This window comes from Micromonospora sp. WMMD1082, assembly GCF_029626175.1.
Classification (GTDB): domain Bacteria; phylum Actinomycetota; class Actinomycetes; order Mycobacteriales; family Micromonosporaceae; genus Micromonospora.
Map to the genome: position 1 here is coordinate 3,701,810 of NZ_JARUBM010000002.1, position 18,898 is coordinate 3,720,707.

An 18,898-nucleotide genomic window follows, 5' to 3' on the forward strand; every position below is an offset into this window, starting at 1 on the left:
TCGGGGGGTGCTCGTCAGTGGGCTGTCGCGCGTCCTATATAGACGAACTGGGCGAACCGGGCGATGGGCTCGGACGGCCCGGGTAGCGCTGCCACGGGGGCGAGGCCGGCCGACTGCATCGTCTCGATCCACTCGCTCCGGTGGGGGAAAATGCGGTCGGTGCCACGGCGGAAGTCGGTGAAGTCGGCGTGGGGATCGTTGGCCGGGGGAGACATCAGGAACTCCATCGATGTCATGAGCTGGAGATGGTCCCGGCTGGTGTCGATGAAGACCACCCAGCCGTCCGGTCCGACGATCTGCCGCAGCCCGTTCAGCACCCGGCCGGCGTGAACGGCGTTGTGCAGCACGTTCGCGGCGAGCACGACGTCGGCGCAGCCGGGCTGGTAGCCCTGCCCGGCGAAGTCGTGGTTGATGTCGAACAGGCCGTACCGCAGGCCGGGGTGGGAGAACCGCTGCCGTGCGGCGGTGAAGAAAAACCGGCTCACGTCAGTGAACAGGTAGTCGGTCGGGACGTCTGTGAGCGCGGCGAGTACGTCCTGCGTCGTACCGCCGACGCCGGCGCCGACTTCCAGCACCCGCAGCGGCGCCCGTCGGGACCCGGCGATGCCGCGCAGCAGCGTCGCCGCGACCCGGTTGATGTACCGGCTGCCGATGTTCTTCCGGTAGACCGCTTCGGCGACGCTTAGGTCGTCCTCACTGAACAGCAGGGTCTGGAGGCTGATCTCGTCGCGAAGCAACTCCGGCAGGTACGCCACCGAGCTGAGCAGGAAGTGGCTCATCGCCGGCCCATACTCGAGCCGGTCGACGACATCCTCCAGGTCGATTGTGGCCCTTTCCAGCTCGGCGGCTGAGACCAGGTGCAGCCCGTTGTAGCCGGCCGGACCCGCGGTCAGCATGCCGGCCTGGGTGAGCGCCCACAGCCATCGCCGTAGGATGCGTCGATGTCGGGGAGCCACTCGGACTGCTGCATAGATCTCGTCGACCGGGTGTGGCTGCTCCGGCAGGTCGAACAGTTTGGTTCGCCCCAATGTGTATGCCATTGCCTGTAGCGCCACCTCGTCGAGGCGCTCGGCGAGCGCGAGCACCACGGGAAGGTCGACGCCGCGGATGGCCGACTCGCCCGCCGTTGACGCCCGTCGCATCAGAGCACGCAGGTCAATTGTTCCGGTGCTGTCCGCCGACAACCCGCCTCCAGGTGACTATTCGATGTCGGCACCGCCGATCCATGATGGATACGTGGTGGCCGGCGCTCCGGCACTTACAGCTCCGCCTCGGCGGCAGCGAGGTCCGCGACGACCTGAGCAACCGGTCGACCGGGCGGGGCGACCTGGAGGAGACCGCGGATCGTGCCGGCCAGGAGTAACCCGACGTACTCACGGTCGCCCACCCGCTTCGGCGCGACCTCAGACAGACCCGCACGCTCGCCTCGAGTGGAGTGCCTGGGTCCGGCTCGGCGGTACCCGCCAGTGTCTTCCTCCCCGGCCGCCACGCTCGTCTCCTCCGAGGCCGCGAGTGCGATGGCCATCGAGGCGACCGCGCCGCTCACGATGGTCGCCGCATCCGCGGTGTATCCCCGCCGTGCTAGCGCCTCGACCCTGTCGGCGATCACGCGGCGGCCGGCGGCGCCGCGCGGGAACCGGACCTGCAGGTATCTCGCCATCCCTGGGTGCGCGTGGATGAAGGCGCGTAGCTGCAGCGCGAAGGACAGCAGATGCCGCTCGGTGCCGTGGGTGGGTTCGTCGCGCACCCGTAGCTCGGCCAGGATGCTCTCGCCCACCAGCCGTTCCAGTCCCCGCCGCCCATCGACGTAGCGGTACAGCGCCGGCGAGGTGACCCCGAGACCGGCCGAGACCGCTTTCATGGTCAAGCCGCCCATGCCGAGGTCTCGACCGACACGCAGGATGTCGTCGACGCCAAACTGGGCGGGTCGTCCGGCGGCCCGGGTCACGGTAGACACGCCACCCCAATCAGTCGGACCTATCAAATGAGATCGATCTGCTAATGAAAACCGTATTCGTTTACCGTGTGACTGAAGCTAGCACGCGGTCGACCCGTCGTCCATGTGAATTCTGATCAGGCTGGCGGCGCGTTGGGCGATCTCCCACGCCTGTGCCGCGGTGTCGGCTGTGGTCACGAGTGCGGCGCAGCGGTTCCAGCTCGCGGTCAGCCCGGGGGTCTCGTCGCCGGGCTTGACGTACAGTTCCAGCGACCGTACGCCAGCGACGGCACGTGCTTCGGCTTCGCCCTCTATCGCCCGGATGCGGCCAGCCCCCGGCGGCGGAACGTAGATCCGGGCGGCGGCGGGCGCCGCTGGTGGCACGGCTGCGGGCGGATCGAGGTTGGCGAAGTGGGCGAGCATGTCCACCTCCGCGTTGCGCCCCCCGATCAGCCAGGTGAGCTCGGGGAGCTCGTCGCCCGAGGTGCGCGCGTGCGATTCCATCAGGTACGGCCCGTCCGACCCGGTGATCACCTCGGTGTGCGCCGGCCCTTCGCGCAGGCCCACCCGGTCGAGGAACTCGATGACGAGGGAGCCGATCGCCATCTGCACATCCGCGTCCAGCGGCGCTGGAATGAGATGACCGGTCTCCACGCACGTGCCCGGCTCGTTGACCTTGAGGATGATCGCGAGGATCGTGTGCTTGCCGTTGCGGGTGAACGTGTCGACGCTGTATTCGTTGCCGGCGATGAACGGTTCCGCAATGAACCGGTCTACCGGCAGTAGATCGGCGTACGGATGCTCGTTGCGCAGCAGCTGGCGAATCTCCGCCACGGCGGCGGTGAGATCGTCCGGACCGGCCAGCCGGACGACCCCCATGCTCGAGGCCGCCGCGCTGGGCTTGACGATCAACGGGTAGCCGAGGCGCTCAACCGCCGCCGGCAGGTCCTCCTCGTCGGCGATCTCCGCCCACGGGGTGTCAAGCACCGGATGTCCCGCGAGCCGGGCTCGCGTAGCGATCTTGTCCTTCAGTAGCGCCGTCACCCCGACGCCGGCGGCGGGCAGACCCAGATCGAGGGCGATCGCCTCCGCCGCGGCGCAGGCGGGCTCGTGGTTGCTGATCGCCCCGACGAAGCCGTACCGTTCGTGCAGCGATCGGCCCACTTCTACCATGGCGGGTACGTCAAGTACGTCGCCGGTCAGCGACTCGACGCACAGGTCGCGTAGGGCTGGATTGGCGATTGTCGGCGCCTCGACATGCACCACGTCCAGCCCGAGGTTGCGAGCCTTGGTAATGAAGCTCTCGGTAGCGCTGAGCAGCAGGATTGTACGATTACCGGACATCGGAGACTCCCCACCGATCACCGCGGACGCTAGTCCTTCAGTCACTGGCACTCCGCGAAACTAGATATTGATGATTGATTGCCGCGACCTGGCCGCTCGCTCTCGGTCATCAGGCGGAAGCCCGGCACCGGGAAGAACTCTCACGCCGCCTGACGCACGCCGGGCATCAGCGATCCACTGCCCAGCCTCCGTCGGGGTGTGCCACCTGCTGCTACCGCAGTCAGGCGGTAACCGGTGCGGTGACGTGTCGGGGCAAGGGGTACGGGTCGAGGGCGTCGCCGGAGATGGACTCCAATTCGACGTGGTGGCCCAAGCCCGCCTCGACGGCCAACTCGAGCACGACGTCGAGGGCGACGTGATCCTCCAGCGCGAAGCCCGTGGAATCGAAGACCGTGGTCCTTCGTTGGTGGGGACGCGCGAGTTCCGGATCGGCGCTGAGGATGGTCAGTTCCGGACCGATCTCGTGATCGGCGAGTTGTTGGCATTCGCCTTCTCGGCGGGCCTGACCCAGATGGTCAGGGCACACCAGAGCGGTACGGAGCAGATGCACCGGTAGCTCCACCTTGCCGGGCAGGTCCGCGCCGACGGCATTGACGTGCACGTGGGGACGCAGGTGTCTGCTGGGCAGGACCGGTCCCGCCCCAACCGGGACTGTCGTGGCGGTGCAGATAATGTCGGATTCGGCCTCGATCTCAGGCACCCCAGCGACCTCGACGGGCAGACCTATGAATGCCACTCGATCGGCGAACGAAGCGGCGTGCTGTGGCTCGGTGTCGTGGACCAGGACCCGGTCGAACGCGAAGACCCGACTCAACGCGTGCAGCTGGGTGACCGCCTGTGCTCCCGCCCCGACCAGGCCGATGACACGACTCTCCGGAGTCGCGAGCAGTCGGCTCGCCACGGCAGACGCCGCGCCGGTCCGGACCGCGGTGAGAAGAACGCCGTCGGCTATGGCGACCAGGTGGCCAGTGATGTCGTCGAACCGGGCAACCGTCCCGAGGATCGTGGGCAGTCCCAGCGAACCGGGGTTGCTCGGTGTGTAGGCGACCGTCTTGATGGTGACGGAGCGGCCTGGCTCATGGTGCGGCATCCACTCAAGGACGCCCGAGCTCCCTTGACAGCGTCGAAATCCCTCGCGCGCTGGGGTGTGTCCGTTGCTGAGGACGGCCTCGCGAAGCGCCTCGGCGAGACGCTCGATCATCCGGTCCATCAACGCGTCGCGGCCGTGGGCGTCGATGAGGGCAGCCATGTCCGCTTGCCTGATGACAAGAGTCTTCTGGGTCACGGCGTGTTAGCTCCGGTGGTCGCGATTGCCGCCTCTGCGGCGAACGAGCGGGCACAGGCGTTTGTGATGCGTGACCGAGGCGCAGTGGCGACGGCACAGCTATCGAAACTGAAACCCATTTTCACATGGAGAGGGTAGCCCCGCGATGACCCCACACTCAACGTTGAGTTCTGAGCGGTACCGTGCTAGCGGGGCTCGCTAAGGTGCCCTGTCTGATGAGCAGACTCCGCGTGGCACCGGCCTCGGCCGTGCACTTGAGACGGCTCAGGGGCCGACGGTCGGGGTGGCCGAAGCCTCGCGCTCTGCGTCGGCCGGCATTTCCCGTGGAGGATTGGCGGCGACCACGGGGGAGACCTGTGGTGCCGCTGCTCCGACGCCGGGTGGATCCTCGGTCCCCGGCCCGTCCAGCGGGTGGGCGATCTCGTCCTTCGGTAGTTTGGCCAGGACTACCGCGAGCACCGCCAGCACCCCGGGCAGCAAACCAACGAGGACGAATGAAGCGCCGAGCCCGACCACCGCGCTGACCGGAGCGGCCAGCGCCATCGACACCGGCATGAACGTCAGCGAGGCGAAAAAGTCGAGACTGGACACCCGGCCGAGCAGGTGTGACGGCACTCGTCGCTGCAACAACGTGCCCCAGATGACCATGGGAGCGGAGAAGAGGATCCCGGTCACGAACACCGCCACAGCAATCACCCACACGTCCCTGGCGAAGCCGAGCAGCAGCAGCGGCGCACAGGATAGGCCCCACAGCAGGTTCATGACCGTCAGGTACCGCCGGGGCATCCGGGGGAGCGACGCCATGCCCATGGATCCGAGCGCCCCGCCGATGCCGAACGCCGCCATCACCAGGGCGTGGTCGCCGGGGCCACCGTTTGCGCGGTCCTTGATGACGAAGGGCATCAGCACCTCGATCGGCCCCATCATCAACAGAATCAGTGCGGAGGCGAAGAGCAGCGTGGCGAGCAGCCAAGGCGTCCGTGACACGTAGACGAATCCGGCGCGCAGGTCGGACAGCACACCGCCGATCGGGTGCGCCGCCGCGCCAGCCGTGGTGTCGCGAGCCAGCGGCACGGGGCGCAACGCCAACAGGAGACCCATACCGGCCAACTCCAGCACCGCCACCGCGGCGATCGCCAGCCCCGGCGAGGCGGCCGCGATCAGGGCGCTGGCCGCCGCCGGGCCGGCCGCCTGCATGACAGTCGGGCGTAGGGTGCCCTCGATCCCGTTGGCCGCAAGCAGATCCTTGGCCGGCAGTATCGACGGCAGTAAAGCGGAGTAGGCCGGGTAGGTGAAGCCGTTGCTCACTCCGAACACCAGCGATCCGGCAGCCAATGCCCACAGGTCGACCCGGTCGAGTAAAGCCAGTGCCGCGACCACCGCCATCGCGGCGGCCCGGGCGCCGGCCACCGCCAGCAGGATCCGCCGCTGCGGCATCCGGTCGGCGAGCACCCCGCCCAACAGGGTGCTGCCGAGCATGCCGACTGCGGAGGCGGTGGCCACCAGGGACACGGCACCCGGCCCACCGCCCATCTCGATCACCTGCCAGACGACGGCGATCAACCACACCCCGGCGGCGAGCAGAGCCATCACGATAGCGCCGGCGAGTAGTCGGTACTGCCCGCTGCGGAACGGGCGCAGGGGCCCTCGCAGCAACACGGAACCGGCGCCGGTGTGCTCGCTCATCGTCCACTCTCCCGAAGGTATTGATGTACGTCATTACTACGAACGGGGGGCATCCGTGGGTGAGTTAACGCAGCATTACAGCCCCTGCTGCGTGTTTGACCTGAGCCTGTTCTAGGTTCGGGGTCGGGTGAGCCATCCGGCCCGACCGATCGATGCCCCCGCTCACACGTCCACCTGGCAAGCCCTCGCCCGGCGCCTGCCATGAACTCAGCGCCCGGCGCAGGCATCGAGACGGTTTTGTCCTCGGCCAGGGCGTCGAGCGCCGCGCTGTCGCGTGGGCCATCGACGGCGACCAGCACAGGCATCCGCATCACCTCCGGGGGGGGGTACCCGCGCAGACCGCCTCGGGTCTTCACCGACGAGAGCACAAACCGCCAGCACCACCACTGACGCAGAACCGAGACGTTCCGACCGAGGTCAGCGGACCATTGCTCGCACGATGTCCATGGGGCCGGCGACCGCGTCGAGACCGGCCGTGGACAGCTCGGCGACGATCGCCTGCGGTGACACGACGTACCACCGGTAGGCGGTTGTGACCTCGCGTACCGATTGGCCGCTGTGGTCGAGCACCTGGTAGCGCATCCGCCACCGGAGAGTGTCCGGCCCGTCGGGCTGTGCCGCTCCGCTGCCCACATAGGTGTGGTCACCCACCTGCACCCTCACGAACTCCGCCTCCGGAATCTCCATTGGCTCTGCTGGCGGTTGCGCGTTGACCACCAGTGGCGCACCGCCGGCGAGCCGGTCGCGCAGCCGCCCCCACAACTCGCGACGGTCGTGCGGTGCCAGGTGCCCTATCATGTTCATCGCGACCACGCCGCCGATCCGGTCCGGCAGGGGGACGTTCTGCGCTCCGGCGGCCACCACCGTGACCCGCTCCCGCAGCCTCGGGACGGGGCCGAGCCGGCAGAGCAGGGCCGCGCGCTGGACCGCCGACGGCTCGATCGCCAGGATCCGCGCGGCCGGCAACACCTCGGCGATGAGCAGGGTGCCGAGCCCGCTGCCCGCCCCGAGGTCCACGATCGGGCCCGCCTGCGGTGCGGCGTCGGCCAGTGCGGTCAGTACGGGATCACGCAGCGCCTGCCACGCGTCGAGGCTGAGCAGATCGAGGAACTCGCCTGACTCGTGGTATTCATCGTCGTTCATCCGTGCCCTCTCGTCGGGTTGCCGTCGACCGACCCACGGCGCGGCCGGATCGGAGCCGTATAGCTAGATGGTAATCATTTTCGACACTGGCGGAAGGTTACCGGGTTCACGATGCCGTCGATGCGCTCACTCCGGCTCGCTTCGGTGTACGGCCAGCACCAGCCCCGCGACTGGGGTGGTTGCGTCGAGCCGCCCGCCGAGAGCGAGGTGCGCGACGGCGAGCAGGACGGCACCGAACAGCGCCCGAACTGAAGGCGAACGCCACGAGCCGGGGACGGCCCGGCGCAGCAGACTGTGGTCGGTCCGGTCCAGCGAGTGCAAGGCACCGGGCGCAACCCGGATTAGGCAGTGCCTCGAAGCGCGTGTAGCCACCCCGTTGATGGCGGTGATGTGGATGGTGGCCTTATCGCGGACGGCGAGTCGTATCGGGTGGCCAGGCTGTGGTGGCGTTCGAGTCGGTTGGTGCCGCACTCGACGACGTGGCGCTGCCGGTAGTCCTCGGGGTCGAAGGACGGTGGCCGGCCGCGGTGTCCGCTCCGGCGGGCGCGCTCCGGCCGGCACGGCTGGATCCACGTACGAAGATCCTGCTCGTCGTCCTCATCAGTGCGGTCGTGCCCGGGGCCCCGGGGACTGCGTTTCGTACTGCCGGCTGCTGCTCGCCATGGGCCTCGCGTTTCGGGAAGGCGTGCGGCGCCGCGCCTCGCCCTGAAGTCCGCAGTCGCGGCGACGTGGGTGCTCGCCCGGCTCCTGCCGACGTGGTGGTCGAACCCGCTCACGGCAATCGTGTCGCTCGCCTGTCTGATCCGATCCACCGCGGCGGTCGGGGTCGGCGCGGCGCCGCATCAAGGTGGCCCAGGGCCGGATCCACTTGCCGTGCTGAGCCAACGCCGCTCGCTCGTGGCAGTCCACGCCATGAGGTTCGGTGCTGGACACATCGTGCTCATCGACCTTCGCGTAGCCCCAGCTGGCGAGCACATGCAGGACCGCCCGGACCACGCCCTCATCTAGGCGCCGCGGGGCAGCATTCCACCTGGCGTCAGCGGGACCGCGTCGCTGTACGCATAGGACGCCGCGTACCGCCGGGCGACGGCGAAGCTACCGATTGACGCCGGAAGTGAAAATGATTATCGTCTTCTTCTATCGGTGAAGCGAGTGCCGTGCACCGCCGTCGACGTGCCGCCGCGCGGCGGCCGCCAGGCCGGTTGTCAATTTCCGTGAGGCAGGAGCTCGAATGCTAAAGACCCGACGCGCGAGACGCTCGATGTTCGCCGGCCTTGCCGGCCTCGTGCTGGCACTGGCCGCTTCGGCGCCGGCTTCCGCCGGCGTCTACGCCACGAACGACATCACCTCCGGTCACATCGACATCGTCAACATCGAGTGCCCGTCGAGTCCCTCGCTTGCCCTGACGACGAAGCTTGACTCGGGTACGCCGATCAATCCAACCGACCTGCACAACTACGCCTTCGTGTATCAGGACGCCTCCAGCTCGTACGTCTCCTGGGTCCCGACCGCGGGTAGCGCCGGTTACTGGCTGGTCGACATCTCGTCCTCGACCATGTATACGGCGCCTTGGGTCGGGTTCAACTTCAACGGCAGCTGCGCTGGTAGCGGCGACGTGTGGCTCAGCTCGGCGAGCAGTGCCAACCCCGGCCGGGTGGAGCTGCGCAACTCCGGCGGCTCGGTGATTCTGAACACCGCGCTGCCCAGTCTGGAGTACGCCTTGGCCTCCGGCCAGCACACGCACTTCCAGTGGCGGTTCTACGCCTCGTCGAAGCCGACGGCGGCTGCGACGTACCAGCTGTACTTCGGTTACGGCAACGACAACGGAGCGCCGCTGAGCACGCAGAACTACCTCCAAGCCAAGTTCGTCATCGTTCCCTGACGCCAGTAGCTGCCAGCGGTGCCCGGAGTCGTCGACATCTCCGGGCACCGCTCCTTCTCGACAGCCCATGAGAGCCCAGAGGTTGCCATGTTCCCCACCGTTCGCTTCGGACCGATCCGGCCCGCAGCCAACGCCACCGCGCTGACAGTCGTGGTCGCGGTCGGCTTGGCCGGGCTCGTCGCGTTACCGATACTCGCCGCCGCGTCCGATCCCATCCCGTCCGAGACGCCGGCGGGCATGTACCAGATCGCCGCGTATCCCGACGAGACCGGAGCAATGGCGATCGGGCTGATGAACGAGCAGGCCTTCGAATTCGTCTCGGTGAACCCCGACGGCCTGGCCTTCCGTGTCCCCTCGAGCTCGGTCACCGACGTGCCGGCCGGGGACTCGTACGCCTGGCTGGGTGAGGCGGGTACGACCGGCTTCACCACCCGAGGACCCTTCGAAGACATATCCGACGGTCTCGTGCTGTCACTGGGCACGATCGCCCCGGACGGCTACTACTACGACCACCTCATCGCGGCGGACGCCCAGTTCTCGTTCACGGCGACCGACGTCGTCGGGCCGGGAGACTTTGCCTACTACGCAACGGCCACGCTCCCGTTTGCGCCGGACACGAACGCCCCGATCGGGTACCGCTTCGGCACGGGGACCCAGCGGGACGGGACGCCGCAGGCGACAGTTCCGGCCGAGCTGACGGCGTGGAGCTCCCATCCCACCCGATTTCGGTTCGGCGCGGCCGGGATGTACTGCCTCACGCTCAGCACGCGGGTGCCGCTGGTCGACGGCGAGACGACGGAGCGTTCGATGCCGATCCGTTTCGCCGTCGGCGACACGACACCGGCCGGGGCCGAGTGCGGTTCCGCCGCACCCACCGACCCGGGCAACCCGACCGGATCTCCCAGCCCGACCGGATCCCCCAGCCCCAGTGAATCCCCCGATCCCAGTGTCGCCGATTGGGTGGTCCGCGAAGGCCACATCGACGCCGTCTCCGCCCAGGTCGACAGCGACGGGCTGTCCCTGCGGGCGAAGTACGACGTCCCCCGCGAGTCGCGGCAGGCGTGGATCGAGTACGACGACCTGGTGCTGGTCACAGCGGACATCGCGAGAAAGACGACACCGGCGGCCTACACCTCCGACAACGACTGGAGTTTCATCGCGCCTCCCGGCACCACGTACTGGAATCTTCCGCTCGGCCAGGAGCCAGGCATGCCCTGGGCGGGGCTCAGCACGGAGTCGGATACCCTATCCGCGTTCGGGACCAACAGTCTGCTGTGGCGGGTCGACGCGGTCACCGGTCCCGGCGGCACCGTCGCGCCTGGCGAGTTCGCGCTCTGGCAGGGCGAGCCGCAGCGCGGGCAGCTGGCCATCGACCGGCAGGATCTGCCCGAGGCCAGCACCCGGCTCGGTCTACCCGCCGCGCAGTGGGTTCCGCAGCATCGGCACGCGCACTACAACTGGGCCTTCACCGCACCCGGCGTCTACTGCGTGGCAATGAGCCTTCGGGCCGAGACCGAAGACGGGCGGCGTCTGACCGACTCCGAGCAGCTCACGATCGCCGTCGGCGACACGACTGACGCCACGACGGTCACCCCGTGCGGGCGGACCCAGCCGTACCCCGAGCCTACGCCCGGCAACCCGGCTCCGGTACCCGGCCACGACGCGCTCGTGCTGAACGGCGGGACCGCCAACGTGGTGAGCTTCCTCGGCCAGAACGGTCTGGACACCCAGCTCCGGGTTTACGACGCGGCCACCGCTGGATGGGGGGTCACCCGGAACCCCGAGGACGTGATCTTCCACCGTCCGGCGGTGGCCGCTGCGGGGGTCAACGTGCCAGGTTTCGCCGCAGGGGTCTACGGATGGTCGCTGCCGGCCATTCGATGGGATCTGACCGGGCTGCTCCCGCATCAGCTCGCCGGCGACGTCCGCTGGTCCCTCGCCGACCTTGCCGGTCCCGGTGACGTCGCGCTCTCCGCGGGCGAGACCCAACGCGGACCGTACCTGTTCAACACCGCCACCGGAGACCGCGACCCCTACGCCCTGTGGGCGGGCTCCGCCGGCGGCGCCGTCAACAGCGCGATGGCCTGGTCCTTCTCCCGCCCCGGCAAATACTGCGTCACGCTGAACTGGCAGGCCGACCTGCCGGATGGCGGCGGTACGGTCTCTGACACAAAGACGCTGACCTTCGTCGTGGACGGTCCGCTGGATCCCATGGCGCCCCGGGACTCCTCCGGAAACTACCCCGGCCCGGCGTTCCGGCACGACGCGCACACCCTGACCTTGACCTGCGGACAGGGCGCAGCCGCGACCAAGCCGGAGGAGGTGCCCGCCCCCGGTGGCCCGCCGGCCGAGACCCCGTGGAACGTGCCGAACTGGTCCAGGACGAACAGCGGCGCGGTGATCCTCAACGACGGGCACGTCGACATCGCCTCGGTTCGTCGTGACGCCGTACTCACCACGACGGTGAAGGACACCACTGTGGAGGGCTTGGCCAACAAGCCCGCGGGCGAGCCGGCCTACTGGCACGACCCGGACGACGTGGTGCTGCAACTGCTGCCGGAGTCGAAGATCTCGGTTCCGAATGACCCACGGTATGCTTTCCTCGGGGCCGCCGGCAGCTCCGTCTGGCAGGTCTCGCAGACCCAGCAGGCCGGATTGCTGTGGCCGGGCTGGTCGACCGAGCACCTCGAGCAGGCCGCCTATCCCGATGGGATTCGGTGGACGCTTACCGGGGCGCGCGGCCCGGGCAACTTCATCCTCTTCGTCGGCGGCGGGACCAGCCCGCTCACCCAGATCTTCAACGCCGCGGACGGAACCCCCGATCATCACATGATCCCGCCGGCGACCCACGCGCACGGCAACTGGGCGTTCACCGCCGAAGGCGTCTACTGCCTCGACTTCGCGCGCTCGGCGGGCAACGGGGAGCCCGCACAGGCGCACGCCTTCACCCTGGCGGTCGCCGTCGGAGAGACGGACCCGCGCCTCATCGATCCGTCCCACTGCACCCCGACCAGGCCGGGCCACACCGCGCCGCAGCCGCCGGCCGCCCCGGCCGCCGACGTACGCGGCGACACCGTCACCGTCACCTGGAACGCGCCGGCGGACGGTGGGTCACCCATCACCGGCTACACCGTCCGGCTCGACGGCGGCGCCGCCCCGCTCGTCCAGAACGTTACCGGGGCAACCGCGGCAACCTTCACCCGTCTTGCCGCGGGCACCTACACCGCCACCGTCATCGCGGTCAACGCGATCGGCCCCTCGAAATCCTCCCCACCGTCGCCGCCGGTCGTCATTGGAGCCGCCGTCAGCCAGCAGATCGTCGTCGCCCTGGATCCGGTGGACGGTGCGCTGGTGGTGACCGTCGACCCCGACGACCGTGAGGTGGTATTGCCGGACGCCGTCTTGGCGGCCTCGGGCGACCGGTGGCAGACAACCGGTCGACTGCGGCCGGTCACCGTCACCGACACCCGCGCCGCGGCACCCGGCTGGAACGTCTCCGCCCAGGTCAGCGACTTTACCTCCGGCAACGGCTCGGTCAGTGGCGCATTCCTCGGCTGGGAGCCGAACGTCCTAGGGCAGGCCCCGGCACAGGGGGTCACGCCGGGGCCTACAGTGCCGAGCAGCCTTTCCGGCGGCACCGGCCTGACGACCGGCTGTGTCCTCGGATCGGCGCCGGCCGGCGCCGGCCGCGGAACCGCCCGTCTGGATGCCGTTCTCCAGCTGGATCTGCCCACGGACACCGCTCCCGGCACCTACGCCGCCACCCTCACCCTCACCGCGATCTGACCCGGCCCGGAGCCGGGCCACGACGAGTCGTTGGCGGATGTCGCAGGCTACTGCGGCATCCGCCAGACCAAGAACGAGGTGATCTCATCCGGACAGGGCGACCCGTGTTCGGTGCACAAGATCGCCGCGTTCAGGCTGCCACTGGTGGGCTGCGCGGCGGCCAGGGAGCCCAGAACAGTTCGGTACGCGTGTGGTCGGCGATGGCCCAGCCGGCCGGCCGCCGGGAGCGAGGTCCCGATCGATCAGGTCCGGTGCGTCGACGCACTGCGACCGCCGGCCCTGCGACCCACCAGCCGATCACATCGGCGGGAACGGTGCTCGGGGCTGCGTCGAGCCGACCGCCGAGAGCGAGGTTCACGCCGGTGAGCAGGACGGCGCCGAGCAGCGTCCGGACTGAAGGCGAACGTCGCGAGCCGGAGACGGCCCGGCGCAGCAGACTGTCTGTATGGGTCGGCCGCCGTGGCGGGGCCGTCCACCACCGGAGTGTCTCGGCAGCGCGGGGAGGGCCGGCTGCGGACGAGGCGGAGGATCGTGATCGTTCTCGTTGGATGCGACCGGCGGTGGAGACGAGGTTCGCCTCCACCACCGGTGACCGGGACGTCAGTGCGCCGACAGCGTGCCGCTGATTTCGTTCGGGACCGCGTCGAGCGTCACCGATCCGACGACCTTGCCGGTGCTGAGGTCGATCCGGTGCACCTTCTTGGTGGCGGGCTCGGTGATGTAGGCGTCGTCACCGCGGACGAACAGGGCTGGGCGCGGCTCCTGCCACTGCATCGGCTCCTTCCACGGGCCGACCACGGGCCACGAGTTGGCTAGCTTGCCGGAGGCGGGGTCGACCACGTGCAGCTTGCCGTCGGTGCCGAGGATCAGGCCCTCGCCCTGTGGGCCACGGGCCAGCGAGCGGAAGCTGTAGCTGACGCCCTCGGGCATCGGCACGACCTGGATCTTCTGGGCCGCCGTGTCGATGAGTGCGAACTGCTCGGGGAACTCGCGCTCCGCGTCCGGCTCGACCTTGTAGTCGCCGAGTAGGACGGGAGACTTCTCGCTGCCGGCCTGGGTGGCGATGGCGCCGTACGCACCCGCGCTCTTGACCTTCACGAAGGCGCCGTTCTTGAACAGCAGTACGCCGTCCTTGCAACCGAGGCCCACGACCTCGCCTTGGGCGACCGCCTCGCCGTGCACGCCGGGGCACTCCTCGCTGTGGGCGATATCCTTGCCGTCCTTGTCCAGCGCGATCGCTCCCGGGCGCGACTCCTCCGTGCCGAGGGTCACCACCAGGGTGCCGTCGGCGAGTTCCACGGCCACGCCATGGTGCGGCTGCGCGGTCTTGTACTGGCGTCCCTCGGGCTTGCCGTCGACGAGCGTCTTCGGGTCGAAGCTGTTCACCTCGCCGGTGCCGTCGGTGAACAGGACGGTGCGGTTACCGTGCAGCACGACGTGGCCGGGCTTGGCACCCGGGTAGCTGATGTCGGTCATCCGGCCGGCGGCCGCGTCGAGGACCTGGAACCCGGACTCGGTGGAGACGAAGACGCTGGTGTCGTTGCCGGCTGGGTTGAGCCGGTTGAAGCCGGGTAGGGCGACGTTGTGCGCCACCTCCAGCGCTTCGCCGTCGAGCACGTAGATGCCGCCGTCGTAGGTGATTGCCACCGGCTCCTTCACCGAGGCCGCAGCGGACGATCCGGCCGACGGTGCGTTGCCCTCGTCCGAGTCGGACGCGCACGCGGCGAGCGCCAGCGTGGCCGCCACTAGGGCGGCCGCGCCGCTGATTCTACGATGCCTCACGAACTTCTCCCTCAATTGCAACTGACAATCATTTCCATTAACCCTACACGGGGTGCTTCTTCCCGGCCCGACGGGGCGTGTCTCAACCGGAGAGGCCGCCGATGATCGCCTCGGTGTTGAAGCGCATCATCTCCAGGTAGGTGGGGGCGCCACCGTCGGCATCACTGAGCGACTCCGAGTACAGGGCGATCACCTTCACCCTGATGCCGGCCTCCGAGACGAGCACCTCGGCCAGTCGGGCCGGCTGTGAGGTGTCGACGAAGATCGCCGGCACCTGGTGGGCCCGGATGGCGGTGACCAGCGAGGCGAGATCCGATGAACTCGGCGACGCGAGCGTTGTGCCGCTCGGGATGATCGCGCCGATGACCTTAAAGTCGTAGCGATCGGCGAGATAGCCGAACACGTGGTGGTTGGTGACCAGGACGCGGCGCTCCGGCGGGATGGCGGCGAACCGCCGCGCGAGGTCCGCGTCCAGCTCGCCGACTTTCGTCGCGTACGCGTCCGCGCGCTCCCGCACCGTGCGGGCGTCCACCCCGTCGACGTGCTCGATGATCTCGTCGGCGAGCAGCCTCACCGCCGTGACCACCCGTGCTGGATCCGTCCAGAAGTGCGGATCCGGCAGACCGGCGGCGTCGCCGGCCTGGTACTCCATCGAGTCGATCCTGGCCCCCACCTCGACGGTGTGGACGCCCTCGGCCTTCGCCGCCTCGACGTGGCGCAGGACGCCCTCCTCGAGGCCCAGGCCGTTGTAGACGACTAGGTCGGCCGTCTGCATGGTGTGCGCCTCCCGGGCCGAGATGGCGAACGAGTGCGGATCGGCGTTCGGTTTCATCAGCACGCTGACCTCGGCGTCGTCGCCGACGATCTCGTTGACGACGTTGCCGAGGATGTTCGTGGTGACCACGATGCGAGAGTCGTCGCGCGAGGTGCAGGCGGTATTGCCGGTCAGCAGGGCGCCGACGATGAGCATCGTGAAGAGCTTCCGTGCTCTCATCGGCCGACCTCCACGGTGAGATCTGGTCGTTCGGCGACCTTCAGCGTGCGGGCGGTGCGCAGTCCGTCGCGGTAGTCGATCTCGTGGATGACCCGGGCCTGCGGGTCGGCCAGGTAGGCGCGGTCGATGTCCAGCGTCAGGCTGCCGGCGCGCAGCGGCTTCTCAGCGAGGATCTTGCCGGTCTCGAGGTCGCAGCTGATCAGCCTGCCGGACGCGTCGAGGGCGAGCACCGTACTGCCGTCCGCCGGTGACGCGGCGGCCGCCAGTTCGCGGTCGGTGGCCGGCACGTACCGCAGGGTGGCCTTGGCGGCGTTCACCGACCAGATGCCGGCGCGGTCGGCCACCGCGGCCTCGTTGCTGCGCGGGCGGTAGCCGAACCCGCCCGGTGCGACTGGCGTGCGCGGGGAGGCCAGCGTCTTGGCGGTGAGCTTGTCGCCCTCTAGCTTGACCCGTACGAAACTGTCCTCACAGGCGATGACCGCGCCGCCCCGCAGGACGGCCCACCCGCGGGGCGCCGCGCAGGGCACCTCGAAGTTGCCGGTCGGCTGGCCCTTTGCGTCCATGGCGACGATCCGGTCGGCCGGCTGCTGGCGATCGTCGCCCACGGCGACGAGGAGCTGCTCCGCGTACGGTACGGCCAGCGGCGTGGAACTGTTCGACTCGATCGTGGCCAGTTTGGCGACCGTGCCGGCCTCGAGTTCGCGTCGGTCGAGGACCGTCACCTTCCCGTCGGTGGTGCCGACCGTGGTGTGTGCCTCGAAGCCGGCGATCGTCTGGACCGGCGCGTCGAGCGAGAGCGTGCCAACCGACCGGGAGGGTGCCCGGTAGTAGTGGACGTGGTCGACATGGTCGACCGTCCACACTCCGGCGTCGACGATCTCGAGGGTGCGGTCGCCGCCGTCGACGTAGACGAAGCGGCCGTCCTCGGTGAGCCGTTCGGCGCCGACCGACAGCCCGATCTCCTTTTCCGACCTGGTGCCCAGGTCGAGCAGGCGCAACCACTGGGCGCCGCGGGCCGCGTACGCGATGGTCGATTGCGCCTCGGCCAGTTCCTCGGCGCCCTCGACGTAGCCGTGCGGCGTCTCCTCGACGTTCTGTGGTTGTTGTTTGGTCGAGCCGCACGCGGAGATCGCGAGCGTGAGGCCCAGGGCGGCCACGCCGAGCAGCCTTCCGGTAGTGCTGGTGATCACAAACGTCCTTCCGGTGGGGGTATGGGGGTGGGTGTGGGGGCCGACGACCGATGGCGTCGCGCCGCGGTCGTGATCCGGCGCACGCCGAGAATCCCGAAGAACATCAGTACGGCGACGGCGGCGATGGTGGCGCCGGCGGCGGTCGCCGCGTACCAGGAGATCCACAGGCCGATCACGGTCGCGGCCGAGCCGATGCCGAAGCTGGTGAGCATCACCGCCGGGAGCCGGCGCGCGACGAGCATCGCCGCAGCCGAGGGCGCGATCAGCATTCCGAAGGCGAGCAGTGTGCCGACGACGCTGAAGGCGACCGCCATCGTGATGGTGAGGAGGGCCAGCATGGCGGCGTTGGCGATCTCGGGGCGCAGGCCGAGGGTCCGGGCCTTGCGCGGGTCGAAGGTGAGCGCCAGAAACGGTCGGTAGCAGATGGCGGAGGTCACCGCGACCGCGGCGACCGCGGCGGCGAGCAGCAGCAGGTCGGTCCACCGGATGGCCAGTACGTCGCCGAACAGGAAGGCGGTCAGGTCGGTCGCGAACGACCGCGAGTGCGAGACGACGATCACCCCGACCGAGAGCATCCCCACGAACAGCAGCCCGATGCTGGTGTCGCGCCCGAACTCGCGGCTGTGCCGCAGGGCGTTGACGCCGACCGCCATGGCGAACGCGCTGGCGGCGGCCCCGACGACGAGGTTGCCGCCGACGATCGACGCGATGGCGACACCGGGCAGCATGCCGTGGCTCATTGCCTCGCCGAGGAAGGTCATGCCGCGGGCGATCACCCACACGCCGACCAGGGCGCACACCGCGGCCAGCAGGATGCCGCCGATCAGTGAGCGGACGACGAAGGACACGGTGAACGGTTCGAGGAGTGACGCCACCACCGGGTTGACTATAGTGCAACTGATAATCAATATCATTTGGGGGGGCGTTGGGCGCCGAGATCCTGACCGTCGAGCACGTGGCCTTCCGGTACGCCGGCGTCCCGGTCCTGCGGGACGTGAACCTGCGCGTGGAGGCCGCCTCCACGGTCGCGGTGACCGGGGCGAACGGCTCCGGCAAGAGCACTCTGCTGCACCTACTGGCCGGTGTCGAGGAGCCGGCCGAGGGCAGCGTCCGTCGCCGGGCCGGCTGCCGGCTGGCGCTGCTTCCGCAGCGCACTAGCGGCATTGACGCCCTCCCGCTGACCGTCGCCGAGTGCGTGCAGATCGGCCGGTTCCGGCCACGCCGACGCCTGAGCCGCGACGACCGTGCCGCCGTGAGCACAATCATGGAACGGCTCGACCTCGCCCACCTGGCCCGGCGGAGGCTGCGTGAGCTGTCCGGCGGGCAGCGTCAGCGCGCTCTCATCGCCCAGGCTCTCGTCCAAGTCGCCGACATCTACGTGCTGGACGAACCCACGGTCGCTCTCGACGTGGGGAGCCGGCGGCACGTGCGCGATCTGCTCGCCGAACGGGTCCGCGCCGGCGCGGCGGTGGTTTATGCCAGCCACGATCCCGCCGATGTGGCCCTCGCTGATCGCACAGTGCGACTTGCGGGTGCGGTGGAACACTCCATCACCGGCATCCCTGCGGAGCACTGATCATGGGCGGCCGGTCGCCGGGGCGGGCCGTCTACCGCCCATCACTGGTGTCGTGGCAACGGAGCAGCCGCGGCCCGGACCGTCGCCTGGGTTACCACGGCTCCCGATCGGGGCGAAACGAAGGTCTGGACAGCGACGGGCTGCGGGCCGCCCTGACCGCCTGCCTGCTCACCGACTCGGAGGTCGCCGCGGGGGAGCCGGCGTGGCGAGCCCTGCCCGATCCGTTCCCCGAGTGGGAGCTGGGCGACCTGCACGAACACGACCACGCCGAGCCGGTCCGGGTCTGAACATGTC

Annotated in this window: 14 protein-coding genes and 2 pseudogenes; 5 read left to right on the forward strand and 11 right to left on the reverse strand. The window is 69.2% G+C overall.

Features of this window, described 5'->3' with window-relative positions; genetic code table 11:
• Nucleotides 1-14: 14 nt before the first annotated feature.
• The 6 genes from O7615_RS17125 to O7615_RS17150 all read right to left on the reverse strand — a co-directional run bounded on the left by O7615_RS17125 (nucleotide 15) and on the right by O7615_RS17150 (nucleotide 7,394).
• On the reverse strand, nucleotides 15-1,142 hold the full coding sequence (locus O7615_RS17125) for a class I SAM-dependent methyltransferase (protein WP_278178663.1): 1,128 nt from the start codon (nucleotides 1,140-1,142) through the stop codon (nucleotides 15-17).
• Between the two features lie 116 nt (nucleotides 1,143-1,258).
• Complete coding sequence (locus tag O7615_RS17130; RefSeq protein WP_278178664.1) at nucleotides 1,259-1,957, reverse strand: hypothetical protein; 699 nt, start codon at nucleotides 1,955-1,957, stop codon at nucleotides 1,259-1,261.
• A gap of 78 nt (nucleotides 1,958-2,035) precedes the next feature.
• Nucleotides 2,036-3,301 carry an ATP-grasp domain-containing protein gene (locus O7615_RS17135; RefSeq protein WP_278178665.1) on the reverse strand — a complete coding sequence of 422 codons (1,266 nt, stop codon included), beginning with the start codon at nucleotides 3,299-3,301 and terminating at the stop codon, nucleotides 2,036-2,038.
• 199 nt (nucleotides 3,302-3,500) lie between these two features.
• A complete protein-coding gene (locus O7615_RS17140) occupies nucleotides 3,501-4,565 on the reverse strand; it encodes an ornithine cyclodeaminase family protein (RefSeq protein WP_278178666.1) in 1,065 nt (354 codons plus the stop codon).
• Nucleotides 4,566-4,829: 264 nt separating this feature from the next.
• Entirely contained in the window at nucleotides 4,830-6,251 is a 1,422-nt protein-coding gene (locus tag O7615_RS17145) for an MFS transporter (protein ID WP_278178667.1), read from the reverse strand.
• Between the two features lie 417 nt (nucleotides 6,252-6,668).
• Entirely contained in the window at nucleotides 6,669-7,394 is a 726-nt protein-coding gene (locus O7615_RS17150) for a class I SAM-dependent methyltransferase (RefSeq protein WP_278178668.1), read from the reverse strand.
• A gap of 120 nt (nucleotides 7,395-7,514) precedes the next feature.
• Between O7615_RS17150 and O7615_RS17155 the strand changes: the two genes are divergently transcribed.
• Nucleotides 7,515-7,646 (forward strand): hypothetical protein, encoded by a 132-nt coding sequence (locus tag O7615_RS17155; RefSeq protein WP_278178669.1) that lies wholly within the window; start codon nucleotides 7,515-7,517, stop codon nucleotides 7,644-7,646.
• An 89-nt stretch (nucleotides 7,647-7,735) separates the two neighbouring features.
• On the opposite strand, the pseudogene O7615_RS17160 reads toward O7615_RS17155, so the two are convergent.
• Nucleotides 7,736-7,918: pseudogene (locus tag O7615_RS17160) on the reverse strand (IS5/IS1182 family transposase); the annotation flags it as partial.
• A 707-nt stretch (nucleotides 7,919-8,625) separates the two neighbouring features.
• On the opposite strand from O7615_RS17160, the gene O7615_RS17165 reads away from it, so the two are divergent.
• Entirely contained in the window at nucleotides 8,626-9,276 is a 651-nt protein-coding gene (locus O7615_RS17165) for a hypothetical protein (protein ID WP_278178671.1), read from the forward strand.
• An 87-nt stretch (nucleotides 9,277-9,363) separates the two neighbouring features.
• Nucleotides 9,364-13,062 (forward strand): choice-of-anchor M domain-containing protein, encoded by a 3,699-nt coding sequence (locus O7615_RS17170; protein ID WP_278178672.1) that lies wholly within the window; start codon nucleotides 9,364-9,366, stop codon nucleotides 13,060-13,062.
• Nucleotides 13,063-13,662: 600 nt separating this feature from the next.
• On the opposite strand, the gene aztD is transcribed toward O7615_RS17170, so the two are convergent.
• From aztD to aztB, 4 genes are all read right to left on the reverse strand, one after another.
• On the reverse strand, nucleotides 13,663-14,844 hold the full coding sequence (aztD, locus tag O7615_RS17175) for a zinc metallochaperone AztD (protein ID WP_278178673.1): 1,182 nt from the start codon (nucleotides 14,842-14,844) through the stop codon (nucleotides 13,663-13,665).
• An 82-nt stretch (nucleotides 14,845-14,926) separates the two neighbouring features.
• Nucleotides 14,927-15,838, reverse strand: coding sequence for a zinc ABC transporter substrate-binding protein AztC (aztC, locus tag O7615_RS17180; RefSeq protein ID WP_278178674.1), 912 nt, complete (start codon nucleotides 15,836-15,838; stop codon nucleotides 14,927-14,929).
• A complete protein-coding gene (locus O7615_RS17185) occupies nucleotides 15,835-17,028 on the reverse strand; it encodes a hypothetical protein (RefSeq protein ID WP_278178675.1) in 1,194 nt (397 codons plus the stop codon). The genes aztC and O7615_RS17185 overlap by 4 nt, the downstream gene beginning before the upstream one ends.
• Nucleotides 17,025-17,942, reverse strand: a complete 918-nt coding sequence (gene aztB, locus O7615_RS17190; protein ID WP_278178676.1) for a zinc ABC transporter permease AztB — start codon at nucleotides 17,940-17,942, stop codon at nucleotides 17,025-17,027. Before aztB ends, O7615_RS17185 begins: the two co-directional genes overlap by 4 nt.
• An 11-nt stretch (nucleotides 17,943-17,953) precedes the next feature.
• Between aztB and aztA the strand changes: the two genes are divergently transcribed.
• Together aztA and O7615_RS17200 are read left to right on the forward strand one after the other, a co-directional pair.
• Entirely contained in the window at nucleotides 17,954-18,604 is a 651-nt protein-coding gene (aztA, locus tag O7615_RS17195; protein ID WP_278178677.1) for a zinc ABC transporter ATP-binding protein AztA, read from the forward strand.
• 125 nt (nucleotides 18,605-18,729) lie between these two features.
• Nucleotides 18,730-18,891, forward strand: a pseudogene (locus tag O7615_RS17200) (GTP-binding protein); the annotation flags it as partial.
• Nucleotides 18,892-18,898: the final 7 nt, after the last annotated feature.

Excerpts from the sequence above, each read along its gene's own strand:
- O7615_RS17170 (WP_278178672.1), top strand. The coding sequence starts at position 9,364 with ATGTTCCCCACCGTTCGCTTCGGACCGATCCGGCCCGCAGCCAACGCC.
- aztC (WP_278178674.1), bottom strand. The coding sequence starts at position 15,838 with ATGAGAGCACGGAAGCTCTTCACGATGCTCATCGTCGGCGCCCTGCTG.
- O7615_RS17150 (WP_278178668.1), bottom strand. The coding sequence starts at position 7,394 with ATGAACGACGATGAATACCACGAGTCAGGCGAGTTCCTCGATCTGCTC.
- aztB (WP_278178676.1), bottom strand. The coding sequence starts at position 17,942 with ATGATATTGATTATCAGTTGCACTATAGTCAACCCGGTGGTGGCGTCA.
- O7615_RS17125 (WP_278178663.1), bottom strand. The coding sequence starts at position 1,142 with ATGCGACGGGCGTCAACGGCGGGCGAGTCGGCCATCCGCGGCGTCGAC.
- O7615_RS17165 (WP_278178671.1), top strand. The coding sequence starts at position 8,626 with ATGCTAAAGACCCGACGCGCGAGACGCTCGATGTTCGCCGGCCTTGCC.
- O7615_RS17155 (WP_278178669.1), top strand. The coding sequence starts at position 7,515 with ATGCGCTCACTCCGGCTCGCTTCGGTGTACGGCCAGCACCAGCCCCGC.
- O7615_RS17145 (WP_278178667.1), bottom strand. The coding sequence starts at position 6,251 with ATGAGCGAGCACACCGGCGCCGGTTCCGTGTTGCTGCGAGGGCCCCTG.